The sequence below is a fragment of the Rhizobium sp. AC44/96 genome (assembly GCF_001692185.1).
Classification (GTDB): Bacteria; Pseudomonadota; Alphaproteobacteria; order Rhizobiales; family Rhizobiaceae; genus Rhizobium.
The window spans coordinates 181,200-202,605 of record NZ_LXKO01000039.1 but is presented as its reverse complement, the minus strand read 5'-3'; the positions used below and the strand labels follow the sequence as shown (position 1 = coordinate 202,605).

General features: G+C 58.7%; 23 protein-coding genes and 1 pseudogene. 15 read left to right on the top strand and 9 right to left on the bottom strand.

The annotated features are described in order from the left end of the window. Window positions 1-139: 139 nt before the first annotated feature. The 3 genes from A6U87_RS26460 to A6U87_RS26450 form a co-directional block, all read right to left on the bottom strand. Window positions 140-1,462, bottom strand: coding sequence for a homoserine dehydrogenase (locus tag A6U87_RS26460; protein WP_065694293.1), 1,323 nt, complete (start codon window positions 1,460-1,462; stop codon window positions 140-142). A 66-nt stretch (window positions 1,463-1,528) separates the two neighbouring features. Then, window positions 1,529-2,749: an LL-diaminopimelate aminotransferase gene (locus tag A6U87_RS26455; RefSeq protein WP_065694292.1), complete on the bottom strand. Its 1,221-nt coding sequence runs from the start codon at window positions 2,747-2,749 to the stop codon at window positions 1,529-1,531. Between the two features lie 225 nt (window positions 2,750-2,974). After that, window positions 2,975-3,391 (bottom strand): hypothetical protein, encoded by a 417-nt coding sequence (locus A6U87_RS26450; RefSeq protein ID WP_065694291.1) that lies wholly within the window; start codon window positions 3,389-3,391, stop codon window positions 2,975-2,977. Window positions 3,392-3,543: 152 nt separating this feature from the next. Between A6U87_RS26450 and phaC the strand changes: the two genes are divergently transcribed. After that, window positions 3,544-5,382 (top strand): class I poly(R)-hydroxyalkanoic acid synthase, encoded by a 1,839-nt coding sequence (gene phaC, locus A6U87_RS26445; protein ID WP_065694290.1) that lies wholly within the window; start codon window positions 3,544-3,546, stop codon window positions 5,380-5,382. A gap of 25 nt (window positions 5,383-5,407) precedes the next feature. Here phaC and A6U87_RS26440 read toward each other — a convergent pair whose 3' ends face one another. Further along, entirely contained in the window at window positions 5,408-6,427 is a 1,020-nt protein-coding gene (locus tag A6U87_RS26440; RefSeq protein WP_065694289.1) for a methyltransferase, read from the bottom strand. A 349-nt stretch (window positions 6,428-6,776) separates the two neighbouring features. On the opposite strand from A6U87_RS26440, the gene A6U87_RS26435 reads away from it, so the two are divergent. The 5 genes and pseudogenes from A6U87_RS26435 to A6U87_RS26415 all read left to right on the top strand — a co-directional run bounded on the left by A6U87_RS26435 (window position 6,777) and on the right by A6U87_RS26415 (window position 11,232). Next, window positions 6,777-8,090, top strand: coding sequence for a DUF2778 domain-containing protein (locus tag A6U87_RS26435; protein WP_065694288.1), 1,314 nt, complete (start codon window positions 6,777-6,779; stop codon window positions 8,088-8,090). A 112-nt stretch (window positions 8,091-8,202) separates the two neighbouring features. Beyond that, complete coding sequence (gene map, locus A6U87_RS26430) at window positions 8,203-9,039, top strand: type I methionyl aminopeptidase (RefSeq protein WP_065694287.1); 837 nt, start codon at window positions 8,203-8,205, stop codon at window positions 9,037-9,039. A 7-nt stretch (window positions 9,040-9,046) separates the two neighbouring features. After that, window positions 9,047-9,568: pseudogene (locus A6U87_RS26425) on the top strand (UPF0758 domain-containing protein); the annotation flags it as partial. Between the two features lie 135 nt (window positions 9,569-9,703). After that, window positions 9,704-9,946: a hypothetical protein gene (locus tag A6U87_RS26420; RefSeq protein WP_065694286.1), complete on the top strand. Its 243-nt coding sequence runs from the start codon at window positions 9,704-9,706 to the stop codon at window positions 9,944-9,946. Next, window positions 9,946-11,232 carry a hypothetical protein gene (locus tag A6U87_RS26415; protein ID WP_065694285.1) on the top strand — a complete coding sequence of 429 codons (1,287 nt, stop codon included), beginning with the start codon at window positions 9,946-9,948 and terminating at the stop codon, window positions 11,230-11,232. The genes A6U87_RS26420 and A6U87_RS26415 overlap by 1 nt, the downstream gene beginning before the upstream one ends. A gap of 19 nt (window positions 11,233-11,251) precedes the next feature. Here A6U87_RS26415 and A6U87_RS26410 read toward each other — a convergent pair whose 3' ends face one another. Genes A6U87_RS26410 through A6U87_RS30005 form a run of 3 tightly spaced genes read right to left on the bottom strand, consistent with a single transcriptional unit; the run spans window position 11,252 to window position 12,358 of the window. After that, window positions 11,252-11,752 carry a hypothetical protein gene (locus A6U87_RS26410; RefSeq protein WP_065694284.1) on the bottom strand — a complete coding sequence of 167 codons (501 nt, stop codon included), beginning with the start codon at window positions 11,750-11,752 and terminating at the stop codon, window positions 11,252-11,254. Then, the gene (locus A6U87_RS26405) at window positions 11,745-12,203 is read right to left on the bottom strand and encodes a hypothetical protein (protein ID WP_244499574.1); all 459 of its coding nucleotides are present in this window, start codon (window positions 12,201-12,203) and stop codon (window positions 11,745-11,747) included. The genes A6U87_RS26410 and A6U87_RS26405 overlap by 8 nt, the downstream gene beginning before the upstream one ends. Next, entirely contained in the window at window positions 12,203-12,358 is a 156-nt protein-coding gene (locus A6U87_RS30005) for a hypothetical protein (protein WP_158007303.1), read from the bottom strand. The genes A6U87_RS26405 and A6U87_RS30005 overlap by 1 nt, the downstream gene beginning before the upstream one ends. Before the next feature lie 1,338 nt (window positions 12,359-13,696). Here A6U87_RS30005 and A6U87_RS26395 point away from each other — a divergent pair. The 7 genes from A6U87_RS26395 (at window position 13,697) to A6U87_RS26365 (ending at window position 17,766) form a co-directional block, all read left to right on the top strand. Next, the gene (locus tag A6U87_RS26395; protein ID WP_065694282.1) at window positions 13,697-14,431 is read left to right on the top strand and encodes a hypothetical protein; all 735 of its coding nucleotides are present in this window, start codon (window positions 13,697-13,699) and stop codon (window positions 14,429-14,431) included. Between the two features lie 636 nt (window positions 14,432-15,067). After that, window positions 15,068-15,592 carry a hypothetical protein gene (locus A6U87_RS26390; protein ID WP_141684053.1) on the top strand — a complete coding sequence of 175 codons (525 nt, stop codon included), beginning with the start codon at window positions 15,068-15,070 and terminating at the stop codon, window positions 15,590-15,592. Next, window positions 15,585-16,136 (top strand): hypothetical protein, encoded by a 552-nt coding sequence (locus tag A6U87_RS26385; RefSeq protein ID WP_065694280.1) that lies wholly within the window; start codon window positions 15,585-15,587, stop codon window positions 16,134-16,136. Before A6U87_RS26390 ends, A6U87_RS26385 begins: the two co-directional genes overlap by 8 nt. Window positions 16,137-16,280: 144 nt before the next feature. Continuing rightward, complete coding sequence (locus A6U87_RS26380; protein ID WP_065694279.1) at window positions 16,281-16,784, top strand: HK97 family phage prohead protease; 504 nt, start codon at window positions 16,281-16,283, stop codon at window positions 16,782-16,784. Between the two features lie 4 nt (window positions 16,785-16,788). Beyond that, entirely contained in the window at window positions 16,789-16,980 is a 192-nt protein-coding gene (locus tag A6U87_RS26375) for a hypothetical protein (RefSeq protein WP_065694278.1), read from the top strand. A 235-nt stretch (window positions 16,981-17,215) separates the two neighbouring features. Then, complete coding sequence (locus A6U87_RS26370; RefSeq protein WP_244499573.1) at window positions 17,216-17,491, top strand: P27 family phage terminase small subunit; 276 nt, start codon at window positions 17,216-17,218, stop codon at window positions 17,489-17,491. After that, on the top strand, window positions 17,491-17,766 hold the full coding sequence (locus tag A6U87_RS26365) for a hypothetical protein (protein ID WP_065694276.1): 276 nt from the start codon (window positions 17,491-17,493) through the stop codon (window positions 17,764-17,766). The genes A6U87_RS26370 and A6U87_RS26365 overlap by 1 nt, the downstream gene beginning before the upstream one ends. Here A6U87_RS26365 and A6U87_RS26360 read toward each other — a convergent pair. Then, on the bottom strand, window positions 17,763-17,966 hold the full coding sequence (locus A6U87_RS26360; protein ID WP_065694275.1) for a KTSC domain-containing protein: 204 nt from the start codon (window positions 17,964-17,966) through the stop codon (window positions 17,763-17,765). The two genes, A6U87_RS26365 and A6U87_RS26360, sit on opposite strands and share 4 nt — an antisense overlap. A gap of 457 nt (window positions 17,967-18,423) precedes the next feature. On the opposite strand from A6U87_RS26360, the gene A6U87_RS26355 reads away from it, so the two are divergent. Continuing rightward, a complete protein-coding gene (locus A6U87_RS26355) occupies window positions 18,424-19,842 on the top strand; it encodes a tape measure protein (protein WP_065694274.1) in 1,419 nt (472 codons plus the stop codon). A 146-nt stretch (window positions 19,843-19,988) separates the two neighbouring features. Then, the gene (locus A6U87_RS26350) at window positions 19,989-20,516 is read left to right on the top strand and encodes a hypothetical protein (RefSeq protein WP_141684052.1); all 528 of its coding nucleotides are present in this window, start codon (window positions 19,989-19,991) and stop codon (window positions 20,514-20,516) included. 59 nt (window positions 20,517-20,575) lie between these two features. Here A6U87_RS26350 and A6U87_RS26345 read toward each other — a convergent pair whose 3' ends face one another. After that, the gene (locus A6U87_RS26345) at window positions 20,576-21,406 is read right to left on the bottom strand and encodes a hypothetical protein (RefSeq protein WP_065694272.1); all 831 of its coding nucleotides are present in this window, start codon (window positions 21,404-21,406) and stop codon (window positions 20,576-20,578) included.

Here is a 21,406-nt window from a genome sequence, read left to right as displayed (position 1 = left end):
GCTAATTACAGGCGTGTCGACCTGAATATACGTCTGCCCACAGAACATTGGAACGAAGACGCCGGCAACAGTTACGTGCCGGCGTCTTCGTCGTTGCGGTGTTCATCGTTGCCTTTGGCGGCAATTCTATGTCAGCGACCTAGTTCTCTTTCGGCCGCTCGATGCGGATGACCTGCGGTTCACCGACGTGGAAGCCCTCTTCCTTGATCGCGTTGACCGCCTTGCGGACCGAGTCCTCGGTCGTCGCATGGGTGACCATGATGATGGTCTGGTGGTGCGAGGGGGCGAGATGCTGCTTCGAGCGCTGCACGATCGATTCGAGCGAGATGTGGTTTTCAGCCATGTGCGTAGCAACACTGGCGAAGACGCCGGTGCGGTCGAGCACGGTCAGGCGGATGAAGTAGCCGCCTTCATGGCTCTGTATCTGCGCCTTGCGATAGGGCTCGAGCGCCTTGGCCGGATGACCGAGGACCGGAACCTGCTGCGCGCCCGGACGGCTCTTGGCGATGTCGGCAATATCGCCGAGGACCGACGACGCCGTGGCGTTGCCGCCGGCACCGGGACCGACCATCAGCAATTCGCCGAGGACGTCGGATTCGATCGCCACGGCGTTGGTAACGCCATCGACCTGCGCGATGACGGAATCGACCGGCACCATGGTCGGATGCACGCGCTGCTCGATGCCGGTATCGGTCCGCTGGGCCACGCCCAGCAGCTTGATGCGATAACCGAGATCAGCGGCTGCATGAATGTCCTCAATGGAGATATTGGTGATCCCCTCGAGGTAGATGTCATCGGCGGCAATCTGGTTGCCGAAGGCGAGCGTCGTCAGGATCGACAGCTTGTGGGCCGTGTCGTTGCCTTCGATGTCGAAAGCCGGATCGGCTTCGGCATAGCCGAGGCGCTGCGCTTCCTTCAGGCAATCCGCAAACGAAAGACCTTCCTTCTCCATCTTGGTGAGGATGTAGTTGCAGGTGCCGTTCATGATGCCGTAGACGCGCGAAATGGTATTGCCCGTCAACGACTCCCGCAGCGCCTTGATGACCGGAATACCTCCGGCAACGGCCGCTTCGAAGTTGAGGAGCACGCCCTTTTCTTCCGCGATGGTCGCCAGGCCCACGCCGTGATAGGCAAGCAAAGCCTTGTTGGCGGTCACCACATGGAGACCTCGTTCAAGTGCCGTCTGAACGGCCACCCGGGCCGAACCTTCAGCGCCGCCGATGAGTTCGACGAACACGTCTATATCACCCTTGGCCGCCAGATCTTCCGGACGATCGAACCACTCGATACCGCCGACATTGATGCCGCGGTCCTTGGTCTTGTCACGGGCTGAGACGCCCGTAATCAGGATCGGCCGGCCGCACGTAGCGGCAAGCTCGTTGCTGCGCTGCTGAATGATACGGACAAGCGAAGCACCAACGGTACCCAAGCCCGCAATGCCGATTTTGAGGGCATCTGCCATGGATCGATCCTGAAATGTGTCATGAAGGGCAGCCGCCAGAAGCGGCTGCCGTGAGGGATTACTATATCAGCGGTGAGCGTTCAGCGAGACGACATTGTGCATCGTCTGGTCCGCAGTGGACATGAACTTCTTGATGTTACGGGCCGCCTGGCGGATGCGGTGCTCGTTTTCGACGAGCGCCAGACGAACGTAATCGTCGCCCTGCTCGCCGAAGCCGATACCAGGCGCGACAGCCACGTCAGCCTTCTCGACCAGAAGCTTGGAGAACTCCAGCGACCCGAGATGGCGGAACTTTTCCGGGATCTTCGCCCAGGCGAACATCGTCGCGGCCGGTGGCGGCACTTCGAAGCCTGCCTTGCCGAAGCTGTCCACCATCACGTCGCGGCGGCGCTTGTAGACATTGCGTACTTCGGCAATGTCGGAGCCATCGCCGTTCAGCGCGTGGGTGGCTGCAACCTGGATCGGCGTGAAGGCGCCGTAATCGAGGTAAGACTTGACGCGCGTCAGCGCCGCAATCAGGCGTTCGTTGCCGACGGCAAAACCCATGCGCCAGCCGGGCATGGAGAAGGTCTTCGACATCGAGGTGAATTCGACGCAAACATCGATGGCGCCCGGCACTTCGAGGACCGACGGCGGCGGATTGTTGTCGTCGAAGTAGATTTCCGAGTAGGCAAGGTCGGAGAGCACGATGATGTCGTGCTTCTTCGCAAAGGCGATGACGTCCTTGTAGAAATCGAGCGTCGCGACGAATGCCGTCGGGTTCGAGGGGTAGTTGAGGATCAGCGCAAGCGGCTTCGGGATCGAATGCTTCACGGCGCGTTCCAGCGGCGGGAAGAAGCTCTCGTCCGGCTCGACCGACATGGAGCGGATCACGCCGCCAGCCATCAGGAAGCCGAAGGCATGGATCGGATAGGTCGGGTTCGGGCAGAGAATGACATCGCCCGGTGCCGTGATCGCCTGCGCCATGTTGGCGAAGCCTTCCTTGGAGCCGAGGGTGGCGACCACCTGCGTATCCGGATTGAGCTTCACGCCGAAGCGGCGCGCATAGTAAGCGGCCTGGGCGCGGCGCAGGCCGGGAATGCCCTTGGACGAGGAGTAGCGGTGAGTGCGCGGGTCCTGGACCACTTCGCACAGCTTGTCGACGATTGCCTTGGGTGTCGGCAGGTCAGGGTTTCCCATGCCGAGATCAATGATATCGGCCCCGCCCGCTCGCGCGCTTGCTTTCAAACGGTTGACCTGTTCGAAAACATAAGGCGGCAAACGCCGGACTTTGTGAAACTCTTCCATTTCTTTCCCCACGGAAATGCGGCCACCATGACCGCCAATCGAAGTTCGTCCTAACTCCGGTCGCTTGCGATACGAACTTCACAATCGCGAGCGCCGTATTGATCAGACCTTGAGCGCGCGGCGATTCTTTGACGGAATTCCGCGCAGACTGCGCATTATCAGGAAAATTTCATCTTCCGCTACTCGCGGAAGGCTTTGCTTCCAAATCACCGCGAAGGCAAGGCCTTAATTGTTGATTTCGGAAAGCGTGTCGGCGCCGTGTTCGGCTGCGAGCTTGCGATATTCGGCCACGCGACGCTGATACTCTGCCTCGGAGATCGTTCCAGCCTTACGCTGGGACGCCAGTGCCGACAGCTTGTGCTGAAGGCCCGCGGCTTCCTCGTCGCTCATCTGAACGTTCGCCGCCGTCAGCGGTGCACCGAAGGATGGATAACCATCGGGCGTGTGCGCCAGGCCGCTTTCAGTCGGCGCCGCACCCTTTGTCGGATTCATGACGACCGCCGTCGGCGCTGCCTGCTTGGCTGCGAACGCCGCCTTCTCCTCAGGCGTTCGCATGCATCCCGCAAGCGTCATCGCCGCGGCGGCGCCAATCAGCGCGATGCGGGTAACGTTTGCGATAATGCGAATGCCGTTCTTGGTCATGCCAGAGGTTCCAGATCCTAAGCTGCTTCGACTGTTAGATTCGTCGCACCCACAAAGCAATAGCATGAGCGCATCTCAGCGGAACTTGTTTTCTTGATCTTTCCAGATGTACAACTCGATATGCAGAGACATGCTGCCGCCGGAGGATATGCGTGACCGACAGCAAGCACGAGAGCGACGAGAAGGCGAAAGCCCCGAGCTTTGATGCGAAAGACCTCGATCCTTACCTCATGAAGGATCCGGAGGCGATGGCGATGAACCTGGCGCGCGCCCTGGAAAATCTCGGCAAAGCGGCCTCCGCCTGGCTTGCGCCTCGCGAGCGGGGCGAAATCAGCCAGAACGTTGCAGAGCCGATGGCTGATATGGTCAAGACGCTTTCCAAGGTCACCGAATACTGGATCTCGGACCCACGTCGGGCGTTTGAGGCGCAAACCCAACTCATGAGCAGTTACTTCGGCGTCTGGATGCGGTCGATGCAGCGCATGCAGGGCGAATCGCCGGTTTCGGAGCCGGAGCGCAAGGACAAGCGGTTCGCGGACGAGGATTGGCAGAAGAATCCCTTCTTCGAATTCCTGAAGCAGGTCTATTTCATCACCGCCGACTGGGCTGAAAAGCTCGTGAGCGAGACCGAGGGGCTCGACGAGCATACGCGCCACAAGGCCGGCTTTTATGTAAAGCAGATCACGGCGGCACTTTCGCCGACGAACTTCGTCGCCACCAATCCGCAGCTCTATCGCGAGACGATTGCAACCAGCGGCGACAACCTTGTTCGCGGCATGAAGATGCTGACGGAAGACATCGTTGCCGGGCACGGCGATCTGAAACTGCGCCAGACCGACATGAGCAAGTTTGCGGTCGGACGGGACATGGCGCTGACGCCGGGCAAAGTGATCGCGCAAAACGAGATCTGCCAGGTCATCCAGTACGAGGCGACGACCGAGACGGTGCTGAAGCGTCCTCTCCTCATCTGCCCACCGTGGATCAACAAGTTCTACATCCTCGACCTCAACCCGCAGAAATCCTTCGTGAAATGGTGCGTGGACCAAGGACACACGGTCTTCGTCATTTCCTGGGTCAATCCCGATACACGCCACGCTGAAAAGGATTGGACCGCCTATGCCCGCGAAGGCATCGACTTCGCGCTGGGGACGGTTGAGAAGGCGACGGGCGAAAAGGATGTGAATGCCATTGGCTATTGCGTTGGCGGAACGCTGCTTGCGGCTACGCTTGCGCTGCATGCCAAAGAAAAGAACAAGCGCATCAAGACGGCCACGCTCTTCACGACACAGGTGGACTTCACCCACGCCGGCGACCTCAAGGTCTTCGTAGACGAGGAGCAGCTTGCGTCGCTCGAGGCGCAGATGGATAAGGTGGGCTATCTCGACGGATCGAAGATGGCGACGGCTTTCAACATGCTGCGCGCCTCCGAACTGATCTGGCCCTACTTCGTCAACAATTACCTGAAGGGTCAGGAACCGATGCCCTTCGATCTGTTGTTCTGGAATGCCGACTCCACGCGCATGGCAGCGGCAAACCACGCCTTCTATCTGCGCAACTGCTACCTCAAAAACGCGCTGACAAAAGACGAAATGGTTCTCGGCGGCCAGAAACTGTCGCTGAAGGACGTGAAGATTCCAATCTACAATCTTGCCACGCGGGAGGATCACATCGCGCCCGCCAAGTCGGTTTTCCTCGGCAGCCAGTTTTTCGGCGGCAAGGTCGATTTCGTTCTCGCTGGATCCGGGCATATCGCCGGCGTCGTCAACCCGCCGGACAAGAAGAAGTATCAATACTGGACCGGTGGCCCCGCTAAACACGAATACGAAACCTGGCTCGATACAGCGGAAGAGGCCCCCGGCTCCTGGTGGCCGCACTGGCAGGCCTGGATCGAGGCAAAGGACGACAAACGCGTCCCGGCACGAAAGCCCGGAGGGGCTGCGCTCAATGCAATTGAAGAAGCACCGGGAAGCTACGTGACCGAACGAGCGTGAGCTCACGGGGTTCGGTAACGCCCTCTCACTGCAGGAAGATCAGGCTCGCTGGCGTCGGCGGCAGCGGTTTCATTGTCACACCGCCGAAGCCGGCTGCCTTCGCCATCTCACCAAATTCCCGCTCCGTGTAGGCGTCGCCCTTCGGTGTCGAGGCCAGCATCACCAGCGCAAACGCAGCCGGAAACTCTGGTGAGACGCGATCGTCGTTCGGAACGAACTCGACAATTGCGACCCGGCCCGCGGGCGCCAGGCTTGCCCGCGCCTTCTTCAAAAGCGTGACGCACGCATCGAAATCGAAGTGGTGCAGGAAATTGGGAAGGAGGATGAGATCGTAGTCACGTCCCCAATCGAGATCGAAAGCGCTGCCGGGCTGGAAGCTGAAGCGTCCGGCGACGCCCGCCTTCGTCGCATTCTCCTCGGTCACTGCTAGGACCGGCTTCCAATCAATGGCAACCACCTTCGCCGATGGCGCCACCTTGGCGATCTCTATGCCGAACGCACCGGGACCGGCTGCGATGTCCAACACCTTGGCCGGCGGCTTCGGCCACGTCGCCACGTCCGACGCCAGGGCCATCGCACTCGTGCCGGTAAAGGACCCCATGGCGCGGGCAAACTTCACCCACACGGGATTGTCGGCCGATACGTTCGCCAAGCCAACGGCGCCGCCGTTGCGAACATAGGCTGCGGGGTCGTCGAGCAGAAGCGACAGCATCTGCGGAGCGGCCAGAAAATCGATCGCGGCGCCCATATAGGCTGGCGAATGCCTGTTGAGGAAGACCTTGCTCGATGGGGTCGGCGCATAGGTCTCGCCGCTCTTCGTCAAAAATCCCGATACGACGAGGAAATCGCAGAGGATCCGCACGCCGCGCTCGGCACACCGCGCCTTCTCAGCCACCTGTCTGGCGGTTCCGCCGTCGCCCAGAATTGTGACGAGATCGATCTCGATCGCCGCCTTGATCGCCGACGTCTTGCGCGTCGCGAACATGGCATCAACCAATAATGCCGGCGAGATATCGCTGCCGGCCACACCATCCGTCGAAGACATCGGCTTCTCCCAAAGGCGGGTTGTCGTTGCGCTTTTATAGCAGACTTTGGTGCCAATAACACATTTCACTAATATTCAATTTAACACAAAAGGATAGAGGCGATTTGGCATGAATCGGGAGGCTGAAGCTCCGGGACACGACCCCAAAAATCGTATCTGCGTGCCTTCTTATCGAGCAGATAAATCGCTCACGTAAAGAAATTGGTTACCATAATTCGTCATCCTAGAAATCAGCCGGAAATGATGCCGGGCCGCATTTTGGCCCCGTTGCTCCATTACCGGCCCCGGCGAAGAAGTATTCACCTGTCAGTACCGCCGGCCTAGTAACGAGTTGTGAAAGACGAGTGTCATGGCGTTTGCGGTCGATGTGTTTGCCAATACCAGGCCCATAGGTAAGTCCATTTCTCGTTTACGCCGCTCATTCAACTTTCTCTCGGGTGCAACTCTTGTTGGTGCTAGCTTTGCAGCTTCTGCCTGGATCGTGACAACGATCGCAGCGATGCATGTGGCTGCGCCGTCGACACCGGTCAGATCACTCACAGACATAACGCTCGCACCGAAGGTCGCCGCCGTTGCGCCGGCGAAACAGCGCCTTGTCCACGTTACGAAATTTTCGCGCCTGGGCATGCTGACTGCCGAGAAGGCGCCCAGCCCGTCCAAGAACGGTCGCGTTCTGGCCCCGTCGGCGCTGATGACGGCGTTCATTGGTACTTCCGCTCCCGTCGCCGTCGCGGAAGCCGCGCCGCCGCACGCAGCAACAGTTGTCGCGTCCGCAGCACCTGCTCAGCAAAAGACCAAGGACGACAGTTTGCCGGTCGTACGAACCGCGACCAACGTGGTGGCATCGAACGATCGCATCGTCATTCCGTCAAAGGAAGAGGTCGCGGCGATTGAAGGCCCGGCACTTCTTGCGCTTGCCAGCGCACCGCGCGCGACGACCGCACCGAACAGCGGCCCCACCAAGACTGCCGACATCGAGGTCGCGAGCGTCGCGCCCGACACCGAGATGAAGGACGCCGCACAGGACAATGCTACGCAGCCATTCGATCTGGTCCTCAGTGATCGTGATGCATCGATACCGCTGCCGATGGCCCGCCCGGATGGGCTAAAGCGCGCGCCTGCTGCGGACCACGCCTCGCGCCCAGCCGAACCCGTCCTCGCCTATGCGCGGCCGGATGTCGGCGACGACGAAGGCCAGATACCGATGGTGCCGAAGCGGTCCAATGCTGTCGCCCGTAATGGCGTAGCCGTCTATGACATCTCTGCCAACACGGTCTACCTTCCGAGCGGCGAGCGCCTTGAAGCGCACTCCGGTCTCGGCAAGATGCGCGACAACCCCCGCTTCGTGCATGAAAAGAACCGTGGGCCGACGCCGCCGCATACCTATCAGCTCACCATGCGCGAAAGCCTGTTCCACGGTGTCGAGGCGATCCGCCTCAACCCGGTCGGCGGCGCAGGCAATGTCTACAATCGTGTCGGTCTGCTTGCGCACACCTACATGCTCGGCGCCCGCGGCGATTCCAACGGTTGCGTTTCCTTCAAGGATTACAGGCGCTTCCTCGCTGCCTTCAAGCGTGGGGATATCCGCCAGCTGGTGGTCGTCACCAGCATGCAGAGCAAGCCGTCATCAACCCTCGCCTCCCTGTTTTCGTCGCGCTCCTGATCCAAGGGGCGCCGATCAGGCCAGAAATCATGGTCCCTCCATTGATGGCGATGGACGAACCCGGCATAGCTGCATTATGAACGACTGAGACAATTTCTGCTAAGGCCCTGCAATGGTGAACTATATCGAAGCCTCCTCCGCGCCCACGAAAAACACGGGCGCCATCAGGCTATACGGCCCCGAGGCATTCGAGGGGATGCGAAAGGCATGTCAGGTGACTGCGCGCTGCCTTGATGAATTGGCAGCGATCGTGAAGCCCGGCCTGCCGACCGACGCGATCGACCGGTTCGTCTTCGAGTTCGGCATGGACAACGGCGCCTATCCCGCGACGTTGAATTACCGCGGCTATACCAAGTCCACCTGCACGTCGATCAATCACGTCGTCTGTCACGGCATCCCAGATAACAAGCCGCTGCGCGAGGGTGATATCGTCAACATCGACGTGACTTATGTGGTCGATGGCTGGCACGGCGACTCCAGCCGCATGTATCCAGTCGGCACGATCAAGCGCGCTGCCGAGCGACTGCTGGAAGTGACGTACGAATCGCTGCTACGCGGGATTGCCGCCGTCCGTCCCGGCGCGCGCACCGGCGCCATTGGCGAAGCAATCCAGACCTATGCGGAAGCGGAGCGTTGCTCTGTGGTGCGCGATTTCTGCGGCCATGGCCTCGGTGCGCTCTTCCACGACTCTCCGAACATTCTGCACTACGGTCGCGCCAACGAAGGCCCGGAACTGCGCGAGGGCATGATTTTCACGATCGAGCCGATGATCAATCTCGGACGCCCGCACGTGAAGGTCCTGGCCGACGGCTGGACCGCGGTAACAAGAGACCGCTCGCTGTCGGCTCAGTACGAGCATGCGGTCGGTGTCACGGCCACGGGCTGCGAGATCTTCACCCTGTCGCCCGGCGGCCTTGATCGCCCTGGGTTGCCTCCCTTGAGCCGATGAGTGGTTGATGGCGAAGGATCCCGTTTCACAAAGTGATGACGAAAAGGCCTTCGCGATCAGCGAGGCCCCGGACGAACGCCTGTTCTTCGCCGAGCAGCATCCAGCCAGGGCACCAGCATCATCCCACCAAGCGGCGCCCGCGAGTGCGGTAGAACATTACCATGGACATCGCGAGCGGCTGCGGAGCCGCTTTCGCGAACATGGCGATACGGCTCTCGCCGACTATGAACTCCTGGAACTGCTGCTCTTTCGCCTGATACCCCGTCGGGATACGAAACCGATCGCGAAGGCGCTCCTGGATCGCTTCGGTTCCCTGGCCGGCGTATTTGGCGCGCCGATTACGCTCCTGCAGGAGATAAAGGGGATCGGCGAAGCCGTAGCGCTCGACCTGAAACTGGTCTCGACGGTCGCTCACAGGACGCTGAAAGGCGAGCTGCGTGGCAAGCAGGTTCTGTCGTCCTGGTCATCGGTCATTCAATACTGCCACGCGGCCATGGCGCATGAAACGCGCGAGCAGTTCCGCATTCTATCGTAAGCGATTGATTTAATTATATCGCGTCCCGCGTCACGTTAGGTGACGTCCCCTACTCCGTTAGCACTTAACAGCCTGCTGGCAGCCGTCGGCGGGCCGCGCCTTTGTGCGCGCAAACATGGGAGAAAACCGTTGAAGGTTCTATACTGCCACAAGGTGCGCAATCCTCGCAGCACCGAATGCATTGCTTCTGTCGATTTCGAGCTCAACGAGCACGTTCGCATTTACGGCCTCCGCCTGATGAAGAAAAGCGACGGTCGGCACTTCATCTTCGCCCCGCAGGCCGCAGGATCTCGCCGCGTTGCCACCTTTTCCGAAGCCCTGTCTGCCCGCCTGACCGAACTTGCTGTTGAAGCATTTAAGGCGGCTGCGTGATGAGCGACAGAACTGACGGCCTGCTCAGCCAGCATCACTTATTGCTCGCCATCATCCACACGGATTGGGCAACACGGCTCGATCACAAGGTCGCAGCAGTTATCATCGAGCGCTACTTCGGGCGCTACGGGAACTCGCGAGCTAGCCTCCGCTATCTTGAAGAGAAGACTGGCGCCACCCGCCCCAATATCATTGCGTCCGCCCGACGTCTTGTAGAGCACGGTGCGTTCTCTGTTGTCCGCGAAGGCGCCGGTACCAGGCCCACCGAATACGCCCTCAATTTTGGTTTCGTCTCTAGTGGTATTGCACGCGATACCGCTACTAGCGGTATCGTCCACGATACCTCATGCGGTATTGCTGACGATACCTCTGGAAGTTTTAGAGGTATTGCCCACGATACCAAAACATCTCTTACAGTAACCGGCCTACAGGCCGAGTTACCTGAAAGAGATATTGATTTCGCCGCGCCGGTGGCGCCGCCTTTGTCTGGCCTATCGGCCGACACGGCGGGAACGGCGAAAGGTGGATTCGAAGAGCTATGGAAAGCGTACGGATATCGCAAGGCGAAAGCTGAAGCGAAAGCCGCCTATGCGAAATTGTCACCGGATGGAGACCTGCATACACGGATCGTCGATGCGGCCGGCCTTTGGCTTTCCGCATGGGCTGCGCAAGGCAAAGCTGACGCTCCCCGGTTTACCTTGGCAAAGTGGCTGGAGCGCGAAGAGTTCGAGTGCGATCCGCCGGCAGGATACAAGGCCAAGGAGAAGGCCGGGAAACAGGCAAACGCGCCGGCACCAACACCAGAGCCCACCAACGACAACCAGACCGAAGACGAAAAGGAAGCGCCCGACTTCACAGTGTATCCCGATCAGCCTGCCTTAGGCGTAATTGAGCGGGTGGAAGACTATACCTACGAAGACGATGGCGGGAAGTCGTTGAAGATCTACTACCGAACGCATGACGGCAAAGAAATCGAGCAGTTCCTCATGTACGAAAGTCCCGACCAAGGAGAACAGGAACGTGGCCAGGAAGATCTTCGAAAGGTCTTGGAGGCGGTGGACTTGGTCGAGACGAATGACGCTCAAGACCTGGTCGGATGCAAGGTCGACCTGATGATCAACGGCAATAGCTTCGTTTCGTGCTCGCGGCCTTGGGTGCCAAATACGAGCGGGCCGCGTCTAACTAAGCGCTTCAAGGAAGTCGTCGATACCACTCCGATAGGTGGATGGTGCGCGAAGATTGGCACGGCCTACGAGGATGAAGATGAAGAACTCGACGTCGCTTAATGGGCCGTGTGAGCTAACATCATGCGGGCTGCGTCATATCCACCAGAGGGGCGCCGCCTCGATCCCGGTGACCCTCGCTTTCCCATATCTGCCATTTAACAACAGGTGCTGCGTGACGGCTGAGCTCCGTCTTGTCTAGCGTGCTCAAACCAAAGGATATGACTGGCTGACCTACTTGATGTTCCGGCGGAATGAAGGTCATTACCAATTCATGTCCTTGGACATGAAGGCGTGCACTATCAGCGACGTGACGGCGACCGGCAGCAGTCGCGTCGCCATGCACTTCCTCAAGGAACCAGTCTGGTCCGTATGACATAACTCGCTCGCCGTCATCGAGGGCGTACCAGGTCATTGGCCGATTGAAATCTGCCGATTTGATCACACCGACCAATCCGCCACCACTGTTCAGATGCTTCATAAAGACAGCAATGCCCGCTGTGGTACCAAAGCTGATCCGGAGAAGCTCACCGGGTTGCAGCTCGGCGACACGCTTATGTGCCAATTGGCTTGATCTAATCATGTCGAATTACCCTTGCCCTAAAATCTCGAATGTTAGCGAAGGTATCGGGCGCATGAATTGCCTTCACCATTTCCTCGCGGAGATCTTCATCGTGGTTGAACATGTCCAAGAAGTCGCAGATCATGTTCTTTGCCAACCTTCCGGTTCGCCCTGACATCTGGCCGTCTAGGTAGATCGCGCAGGCCATCTCGATATCGTTCATCAGTTCCTGAACTTCGTCAGACCAGAGAACCACATCTTCGGTTTTGTTGGCGTGGTGCAGACGGTCAACACGCTGCATCATGCTCGCCCGGAGCTCACCGAGCGCGCCAGCCGACACGGCTAGCCGGTCGTTCTTCATCTGTCGGCGAACAGCAAATAGACCGATGATGGCGATTGGTAATCCAACGACTGTGATGAGATCAGATAGCCAACCGAGATCCGCGTTTGGCCAACTCCACACGTCAGCCATCAGCCGCCGCCAGGCTTGGGCTTACCAATCTTGTTGGGGACATTGTTCGTGGTGAACGACTTGGTGGCTTCGGCGTTTCCGACGCCTGTCCTGCCCGGCAGTGGGCTACCCTTAGACGTCGTCGAGGGTGGCGTGGGAAGTTTTCTGTCTGTCATGGCTTCTCCATTGAAAACAATAGCGGCGGGAGCGATCCCGCCGCCGAATGTTCGCCTACTTCTTGGTGTCGCCGTAGCCAGGCTTTGGCACGCGCTCTACCGTGGTAGTGCTCGGGCGCCGAACAGCTTCGCTAACAGGGATGAACTGGCCGGAACTGGAGTCGCGGCCGCGAGGAGTAGTCTTGCTTCCATTTGCCATTTCTTAATGGCTCTTTCTCCTAGCTTGCCAAATTAACCTTTGGGCGCTATCTACGGAGTTGCTGAGACTACCGCTGTGGACGCACTGCTTGCTTCGCGGCAAGCTAGGCATCCGCGGCACAAACAAACAAAGGCTCGTCGAATCATTTCGACGGGCCTTTTTTCGCATGAGTCGCAACCATGCACAAGCTATACATTAACGGAAAATTAACGGTGGGGATAACTCTGTTCCCTTGCACTGTCAACCGTTTAAACGCGAAAACGGTAAGCATCTGCGGGCAAGCGCATCTAAAGCATTGTTTTCTTTTGTTGGCCAACTGATGAAAAATCAGCTGCCCGAAAGCTAAAATGAGGCGAAGTTATCCACAGGCAAACAAAAAACCCTCCCGCTTTCGCGAGAGGGCCTTTCTCACCAGAATCGCAAGAAAGCCAGGACCGAGGCCATACTGATCTTGAGATCAAACCCCATCCGGAACATTCCTTCCGACTGGTTGGCCTCGATAAGAAACTTCGCGTGCATGACGCTCCCTTTCCAATCGTTGTGTGCTGTGGACCTTGATGAGCCGGCGAGCGCACAATAGACCAGTGTGACGGCTGTTTCCCATTCAGCATTACAGCAAGGGCGGTGGCCATCTTCACCCGGCTGTTCGCTTGTTGCACCTAAGATGGTTGTCGCGGTCGCATCGCGCAAGCGGGCTACATCAAAAACTCCACCATTCCGTGAAAATAAATCGCTACCCTGCCCTTGACGGTTTTCGCGCTTTTCAACTTTAGACTATTTGGGAAGTCGCTCACTTGGGATTTCCCGCGCAACAGCCTAAATACATAGGCCAGCCGCATCGGCATGGCTTTAGCCGGCCGCTCGGCGTCCCGAGGCGGCAAGACTTCCTCTTTCGAAAGGCTGCACCCCTGTCGAAGAAAATCACCCTTGCGAAACCACCCCTTAAGCACATCCCGGCCAACGATAACGCCGTCGACTTCAAGGACGTACCGATTGCAGACCGGGCACATTGGCTCGGCAACACCGAGCGTGGCGCTGGTTACCGCACAATGGAACGGCACCCCTACCGCACTGGTGAGACATACGGCCGCGATGCGAGCGGGAGGTGGGATTTCGAAAAGCCGCTCCCGAAAAAGCCGATGAAACTTCGGTTGTCATCGGGCATCGCTTGGTTGGATTCCCACCTCTTCGATACTGGTGAACGCGACTCCCTGGAGAGCGCCCGCATCACGTTGGCCAGGAAGGCTGCCGAAGATCAGGCCACGGAGATGCCGCACCGCTATCGCCTTGCGGTCCGCGGCAACATAGGTTCGAAGGAAGCAAGTCGAGAGCTCCTCGAGGATGCCAGGCCGCTGTTGGCCTCCCCCGAAGAGCGTAAGTGGGCCGCGGAAGGCATGCCGGTAGAGGCAGAATTCCGAACCGGCCGGATTGGTGAAAAGCTTCGCTCCACCGCTGCCGATTTCGCAGACGTGTACGAAACAGCGAACACTGGGAGCCGCGGCATTAGTGAGCGCCACATCGACGCAAAGTCGGCTGCAGCCTTCGTTCGCTATCGGCTCATGCACCTTTGGCGGCCCTTGGTTGACGCCCTGGTGTTCGGCAAGACGATGGCTTCGATTGGCCGCGAGTACGGCGGCAACAAAGAAGACTCGGCGAAGCTCGGAAGGCAGAAAGTCATCGACGCGCTTCTGATTGCGCACGAGTGCTTCGCTGACTTGCGCGACATGAAAGCAAAAGAGCGACGGGCGGAAAACGACAACACGCCTATGGAGAACCCGCACGTCACAACGCTTGGCAGAAAGTCGGCCGATCTGCCTATCGCTTTCCACAAGGCGGCAAACGATAACCGCAGGGCCATTCGAAGCGTCGCATAGGGGGTGGGGGTCGCCCCGCCCGGATGTGATATAATGGTTTTATGATTTCAATTGGCGGCCTTCGGGTCGCCTTTTGTTTTTGACGGCAGGGCCATTGGTCGATGCCATCAAACGCCGACGACAACGGGCAGGTTGTCGTCGGACCCCATTTGCGGAGGCCGGATGTACGCCACGCAGATACCATCCCGTCGGTTATCTTCCTTTCCGTCGGTCGATCGGCAGAGCGCGCGGCCATCAGGCACCCGGCTGCGCGCCGCCTGCCTCAACGCGCCTCACGGCGCTTTTTTTGACATATCCATCAGCAAAATATTCGGAAGGAACGCCAATGGCGCTTTCAGGAATGCATGTAGCTTGCGGGTACGCAGGCTCGTCCACAAACAGATGGGCAACGCTATCAGCCATAGGCCGGACCATCTGGAGCGAGACCCTCGCGTCACCAGGCACCACCACCAACACTGCGCCGGCATCTTCTGACACGGCCGGAGATCCAATCTTTCAGGTTCGTTCGACGGTCGATTCCTTCGTATCGCTCGGCCCGGTGCCCAACGCATCGTCAGGCCCGCGGCAGTTCGTGGCGGCAGCTACCGAGTATACGTTTTACGCCCAGCCCGGCGACAAACTCGCTTGGGTGGCGGCATGACCGAAGCCACCAAAATTCACCGCCTTGTCAGCGAACTGACCGGCGTTCGCCTGACGCGCGTCAACAATGTGTCCCGACGACTTCGCGAGAGCGGAATGCTCCCTGCTGGCGGGCCTGGCCGAGCACCGGAATTCGACCGCGCTGACGCGATCGTCCTCGCCGTTGCCACTGCGTCGGGAGCGTTGCTCGAAAACGTCGCGTCCGCGACCCGCGCAGCGCTTGCCACCACACCTGGCGGCGCAGACGTCAGCGGCGGACCACTTACCATTCCGCGAAATGCGGAGATCCAGTTGGCCGTTCTCGCCAGCATGTCTCTAGACGGTGACAATCTCGAAGGCCTCACGATCGAGGTCGTGCACGGGTGGCCGGAACTGGCGCTGATCTGGGCGGACGGCAACGTCCAGCGCTTCCAGACGGCAGGCAGTCTCACCAATCATCAGCCATCTTCGCAGGCCCGCATTGCCACGCGCATTCCGGGATCGGCGTTCGCACAGTTCATAAGGGAGGCCGTCAATGGCTAAAGCATTCGAAGTACCAAGTCTCGCCGACGCCGACAGCGAATATGGGGCGCTGTCTGAGCGCTACACCACTCTCAGCAATGAACTCGCCCAGATCTCCCGTGATGCTGACGATCTTGAGGCAGACATTCGAGCGCGCCGCGCCCCTGCCATGCGCCCAGGCGTTGCCGAACTGATCGGCGAGACCGTCGATCTATCTTTGCTTGAGCGTCCCAAGCGGCTGCGCGAATTGCGCCAGCGGGCGGCAGATCTGGAGCAGGCTGTCGAGATCATTCGTCGTCGACGCGACGACCGCCTCGGCGCCGCCTCGCTGGCCGCCTGTAAGATCGCCAAAGGCGAGTACGCCAAGCGCATCGGGAAGTTCGTCGCGGCCCTCGAAGCTGCGAAGTTTGCCTATGACGAAGCAGAGAGCGTGCTCGATGCTCTCGAGCGCGAAGGAGTGCAGATCGGCTATATGCCGACGGCTCGGACCTCTTTCTTCGCCGGCAACGATAACGGCGTCACCCGATTTGTGTCGGAAGCAAAGGGCAACGGCCATGTCAATTGAGCGAGCAATAGAGCGGCGCGGGACCGGCAAGCGTTCCGTCACCCTTCCTGGCAAGTCGGCAGTTCAAACAGACAAGAAGCCAGAGCAGATCGCGCTTGAAATCCGGTCTGCTCGCCTCGCAAAACGCATCGAGGCCGCCAGAAAATGACGAACGCGATTAGCGGCTATGCTGCTATCTACAACGAAGAGACGGTGATTGCAGGAGCCTTCCGGGAACGGTTGGCGCCTGGCTGCTTCAGTCGTTCGCTCAAGGATCATTCCGACGTGTTGGCCCTCTTGGCTCACGATCAGGGTCGAGTGCTCGGTCGGGTATCTGCAGGCACTCTCGATCTTCGAGATGATCGCATCGGCCTGTACTTCTGGCTGCGGCCAGATCCGACAACGCCATCCGGACAAGAAGCACTGGGAACGGTCGGCCGACAAGATGTGAAGGGATGTTCCTTTGCCATGACTGTCGTTGCCGAGGAATGGCGCGATGACGGCCAAGATCTACCGCTCCGCACGATCACCGAGGCAGCGCTTTGGGAAGTATCTCTGGTCGGCATGCCAGCTTACGAGACCACGTCAGCAGCGGTCGTCGCCAATCGTTCCAAGCCCACCAGTAAAGCTGAGGCTGCAATGCGTAGCCGCGGTATTCCACTGAGGTAACCACATGCAAGTCGAATTCAAATATGCGCTTGGCGACGTCGTGCGCACGCGCCGAGGTGACAGCGGCAAGATCGTCGCGATGTCTGTATCGACCGGTCGATCGGATCCGCTCTTCAGAAGCTATCGGCTCGAGCTCGACGATGGCTCAGAGACTTGGTGTCCTGAATACCGCATCGAACGCGTGATCGGTTGGTGATGTGGGTGGGAGGGGTACTCACGGCTTTGCCGGCCGCCTCTCTGCGGAACGGTGAGGCTCCATCGCGCACAATCGTGATGCCCCGGTTGAGAAAATATTTGGCCCAGCTGGAAGCCCTTTGCGGCAAGGCATTTCGATCTGGAAACCCATCCAAAAACGGTGAAAAAAGATGGCAAAAACGCAAAAAGCGCCGCCGCATTTGCGGCCGGCGACGCAAAAATGGTGGCGTTCGGTGATGGCTGACTTCGACCTGGAGGACCATCACCTTCGACTGCTGCAACTGGCTGCCGAAGCCTGGGACCAGGCGCAGGGCGCACGCGAAGTGCTCGATCGAGACGGCCAGACATTCCTCGATCGTTTTGGACAGCCAAAGGAGCGCCCCGAGGTGAACATCATGCAGAACGCTCGAATTGCCTTCGCTCGGCTACTGCGAGAGCTCGCCCTCGACGGCGTTGACACACCTGAGGCGCCTCGAATGTCACGAACGAGAGACTACGGAGGGCGCGCCTGATGCCGGTAAAACGGCGAGTTCAGATCCGACGGCAAGGAGATGTAGATGCGTGGGATGCCGTCTTCTCGACGGGCTACGATCTGCTGTGGGAGTTGCAGATGCTGGGCGTCGAAATGGACGAGTACGGGCGTCCTGACACCGCTGTGATCGAAGAGGCCTGGCGTACTATGGGAGAGGCATACCTGGAAAAGCCACGCCATCCTGAACTGCCGTCACCGTGGGCGCTCGAAATATTCGGTGATCCGCGGCCGAAGCGCGGCAAGCGCCGGCGTTAACGGTTCGATTTATAGTGGTCCCGAATGTAATCGTTGAAGAAGGTTCCCGCCGAACGTGCCCGAATAAGCCCCTCATAGATCCGTTGCGGCACGCCATAATAATCGTAAGGTCCGCCACTTTCGACAAACCAAATGCTCAAAGTGCTGCTCGCTGAATTGTATTCAACCTGCCGGATAGCAGATGACCTGAGTATCACCATTCCAATCTCCTCCTCGAAACATTCGGTAGCTGCCATCGACGGATCAGGTGCACGCGCCTGATCTAAAAGTTGAATGAAAGTTGGTCCGGGTGCGACCGCCAATGTGCACGAACGTGCTCCTGGCGATTGAACCGTCGACGGACATACGCCCGTACTTTCACGAGCTTCGACTTCAACCTGTTGGTCAAGTTGTTATCCCCCTTCGTTTCACAGCGGGAACGAGCCCACCGCTCCAGTTCCGCTTAATGCGGCCCCGTGCCCGTGCCGAGTAACGATCCGAAGATCGCCGAAACAAAAGTAGCCGATGGCAACCAACATGCAGGCTAGGTGATTCGCGCGTAAATTGTCTAGCGTCGTGCGATTTTCACAACGCTGAATTTAAGGAAAAACCGATGAAAACTACAGCTGACGCCCCCACGGGCGAACCATTCCGCACGCTCTTGCGAGGTGACGGCTGATGGCAGCTCAAGATCTCGAAAAGCTGGTTGTCCAGCTCTCGGCAGATATAACGAAGTACGAGCGCGCGATGGCCCGCGCCAGCAACGCCGGCAACAAGCAGTTATCGGCGATCGAGCGTCGCGCTGTCGCGATGAACAAGAACCTTTCCAACTCATTTTCATCAATCGGTTCGACTGCGGCCAAGGCCTTCGCAATCCTTGGCGGCGCGCGCGGCTTCCAGTCGCTTTCGGACTCGGCCACGAATATCACGAACGCGCTCAAGGTTGCGGGCCTTTCGGGTGACGAGCTTGCGAAAACCTATGATCGGTTGTTTGCATCCGCACAGAAGAATTCGGCGCCGATCGAAAGCCTGGTGCAGCTGTATAGTCGCGTTAGCTTGGTTCAAAAGCAGCTCGGCGTTTCCAGTGACCAGCTCGTGGGACTGACTGACAATGTCGGAAAGGCGCTTCGCATCTCAGGTTCAAGCGCTGAGGCGTCGAGCGGCGCTCTGCTGCAGCTCGCTCAAGCTCTCGGCGGCAGCAAGATACAGGCCGAAGAATGGGGTTCCCTAGTCGACGGCATGCCGGCGCTGCTTCAGGCGGCCGCATCCGGCATCAAGCAGGCGGGTGGCGATGTCTCCAAGCTCACGGCCCTGGTTAAGGCTGGAAAGCTTTCGAACCGGGCTTTCTTCGACGGGATCGAAGCAGGTTCGCACGTCCTCGATGAAAAGCTGGCTGGATCGACGCAAACCATTGCGCAGCGTTTCAACAATCTTCGAAACTCGCTGATCAACGCGACGACAAAATTCAATGAAAATTCCTCTGCGGCTGAAACGGTCGGAAAAGCGATTGGGAAGATTTCGACGGAAATCGACCAGATCAACTTTAATCAACTCATCCTGCAAATCGGAGAAATCTCCTCGGCCTTCAATCAAGCTCGTACGACGGCCGAAGATTTCTTCCGATATCTCGGCGACAAAAGTGGCGCCAGCGCGATTGGCGCGGCTCTCGTTGACATGCTGCCGGGTGATGAAACCGTCAAATCGTATTTCGGCGGCGCCCTTACCATCAAGCAGAATGACCTGATCACAAGCCGCATCAACGATGCGTTTGCAGGCCAGATCGAGAACGCCGGCAAGCTGACCGCCGACGCCATTCAAAACAGCGTTCTAGGACAGAAAGGCGCGAAAACGGGCCGCGTTCGCGAGATGCAAGGTCCGAAAGTGCCAGACGGCTGGACGCCGCAGCAAGTAGACCTCGATGGCCAGAAATACAAGGTTCCGTCTTCCGGCTCTGGCAAAACAAAGCGCGACAAGCTCGACGACTACGATCGAGAGGTGAAGCAGGTTCAGGAGAGAACCGCCGCGATCGAAGCGCAAACAAAGGCTCAGGAGAGCCTAAGCGGCACAATTTTCATCTTAGAGGAGGGCCGTCCGTGACCGCATTCACTTTGAAGCCATATCGAGATCGCGTCGAGATACTTTCCGACGCTGCCACGTACCTTCCGGACGGCACCGTCGTTGGGATTGGCTGCAAGGTCAAAACATCGCCGTTCGTCCCATTGGCCGTGACGGGTAGCGGGTCCGTGCGCGCCATCGACGCGCTATCCAACATGATCCTCGAAGCAGCCATGGCGACCGGCTCTGTTGATGGCACCATGGCCATTTTGGAGAATTCCCTCAGTGTTATCGCGTCCGAGGGTTTTGCAAGCGATAGCCCAGTCAAGATTGCGATCGGCGCCATCTCCGAAACATATGGTCCGGTTACGCTCTATTTTGCGACGTTCGACGAGTTGGGCGCCCCTGCGCCATTTGCTCTGCACAAGATGCCCTTTGGTTTCGGACAGGGCGAGCATCCACCGCACGAGCAAATGGTTGCTCAGGGCTGGCAGCCGGGCGACGGCGTCGCGCCACTAGAGAAATTTGGCCCATTCATGTTCGAATACATGCGTGCGCGAAAGCGGCCAAATCCATCGAATCCGGCTGCGGAACAAATCTTCTGCGTCGGGGGGCATCTGGATCTGACCATCATCCGGTCGCACGGATACGAACAGCGTCGTCTTGTGACCTGGCCGGATGAGGTCGGGAAGAAGATAGATCCGGTCGCGGCTTGAAGTCGGCTAGCCGGCCCGGAGTGTTTGGGAACTCCGGGCCGGCAGGCGGGTCGACTTAGCTATTCAGTGGCGTCGTTCGAAGCCACATCGGCGATCTGCAGAAAGTGTTTTCCATAAAGGTCGTAAAGTGCATGGTCCCACGCTTCGCATAGCGCTTTCGCTTCCGTGAAGTCGGCTTCCACATGCGCCACGATTGGCGTAATCAATGCATCGAGGATTTCTATCCTAGTCAAGATCTCCGCCAAAGTTGCTTGATCTGCCTCGATGCGCATGGGCTGATCCTTGCCTCTTCGGAACGGCATAAGCATCCGCTGGAACTGCACATGTTCTTCGTTGTACGTCCTGATTGCCGCAAGTGTCGCCCTGTAGCGTGGTTCCAATAGCAGGGCTTGGTTGGCCAACTCACCCTTGTCTACCCGAAAGAATGCCGCAAAATCCGACGTTAAGAAGGGCGAGTTGAGCTCGATTAGACCGGTTATCGGGCGTATTGCCTCATGCAGCCGAGTTGCCTCCGGGTGGAGATCACGCTCTCTTCGTATATAGTTTCTGAGCGTGAAAAGGCCGTTGGCAATTGAGAGAAGCTTTAAGCAGGCCGACGACGCGGTGGCGATCTCCTCTTCTAACCGTCGCCTTTCATCCTTCTCATTTGCCTGCCGCGAGGTTTGATGAGCTAGGAGCCATGAGATTCCTCCGCCGAGCGCTGCGCCACCAAACCCCGATATCAAGGTGGCAGAGTCCGCCGCGCTGATCCACGCGGATTGGGAGGTGCCAGCTGCAACAACTCCAAATACAGTTGCAATCACCCCTCCGAGTACACCGCAAGAAAAAATCATCGCGCTGACTTCTGGCTGAGGACCGGGAATAGCTTGTTTTCCCACTTGGTTCGCCAT

Excerpts from the sequence above, each read along its gene's own strand:
- A6U87_RS26440 (WP_065694289.1), bottom strand. The coding sequence starts at position 6,427 with ATGTCTTCGACGGATGGTGTGGCCGGCAGCGATATCTCGCCGGCATTA.
- A6U87_RS26380 (WP_065694279.1), top strand. The coding sequence starts at position 16,281 with ATGACGAACGCGATTAGCGGCTATGCTGCTATCTACAACGAAGAGACG.
- A6U87_RS26460 (WP_065694293.1), bottom strand. The coding sequence starts at position 1,462 with ATGGCAGATGCCCTCAAAATCGGCATTGCGGGCTTGGGTACCGTTGGT.
- A6U87_RS26435 (WP_065694288.1), top strand. The coding sequence starts at position 6,777 with ATGGCGTTTGCGGTCGATGTGTTTGCCAATACCAGGCCCATAGGTAAG.
- A6U87_RS26370 (WP_244499573.1), top strand. The coding sequence starts at position 17,216 with ATGGCTGACTTCGACCTGGAGGACCATCACCTTCGACTGCTGCAACTG.
- A6U87_RS26395 (WP_065694282.1), top strand. The coding sequence starts at position 13,697 with ATGAAACTTCGGTTGTCATCGGGCATCGCTTGGTTGGATTCCCACCTC.
- map (WP_065694287.1), top strand. The coding sequence starts at position 8,203 with ATGGTGAACTATATCGAAGCCTCCTCCGCGCCCACGAAAAACACGGGC.
- A6U87_RS26390 (WP_141684053.1), top strand. The coding sequence starts at position 15,068 with ATGACCGAAGCCACCAAAATTCACCGCCTTGTCAGCGAACTGACCGGC.
- A6U87_RS26450 (WP_065694291.1), bottom strand. The coding sequence starts at position 3,391 with ATGACCAAGAACGGCATTCGCATTATCGCAAACGTTACCCGCATCGCG.
- A6U87_RS26405 (WP_244499574.1), bottom strand. The coding sequence starts at position 12,203 with ATGGCTGACGTGTGGAGTTGGCCAAACGCGGATCTCGGTTGGCTATCT.
- A6U87_RS26375 (WP_065694278.1), top strand. The coding sequence starts at position 16,789 with ATGCAAGTCGAATTCAAATATGCGCTTGGCGACGTCGTGCGCACGCGC.
- A6U87_RS26360 (WP_065694275.1), bottom strand. The coding sequence starts at position 17,966 with ATGGTGATACTCAGGTCATCTGCTATCCGGCAGGTTGAATACAATTCA.
- A6U87_RS26385 (WP_065694280.1), top strand. The coding sequence starts at position 15,585 with ATGGCTAAAGCATTCGAAGTACCAAGTCTCGCCGACGCCGACAGCGAA.
- A6U87_RS26415 (WP_065694285.1), top strand. The coding sequence starts at position 9,946 with ATGAGCGACAGAACTGACGGCCTGCTCAGCCAGCATCACTTATTGCTC.
- A6U87_RS26410 (WP_065694284.1), bottom strand. The coding sequence starts at position 11,752 with ATGATTAGATCAAGCCAATTGGCACATAAGCGTGTCGCCGAGCTGCAA.
- A6U87_RS26355 (WP_065694274.1), top strand. The coding sequence starts at position 18,424 with ATGGCAGCTCAAGATCTCGAAAAGCTGGTTGTCCAGCTCTCGGCAGAT.
- A6U87_RS26345 (WP_065694272.1), bottom strand. The coding sequence starts at position 21,406 with ATGGCGAACCAAGTGGGAAAACAAGCTATTCCCGGTCCTCAGCCAGAA.
- A6U87_RS26365 (WP_065694276.1), top strand. The coding sequence starts at position 17,491 with ATGCCGGTAAAACGGCGAGTTCAGATCCGACGGCAAGGAGATGTAGAT.
- A6U87_RS26455 (WP_065694292.1), bottom strand. The coding sequence starts at position 2,749 with ATGGAAGAGTTTCACAAAGTCCGGCGTTTGCCGCCTTATGTTTTCGAA.
- A6U87_RS30005 (WP_158007303.1), bottom strand. The coding sequence starts at position 12,358 with ATGACAGACAGAAAACTTCCCACGCCACCCTCGACGACGTCTAAGGGT.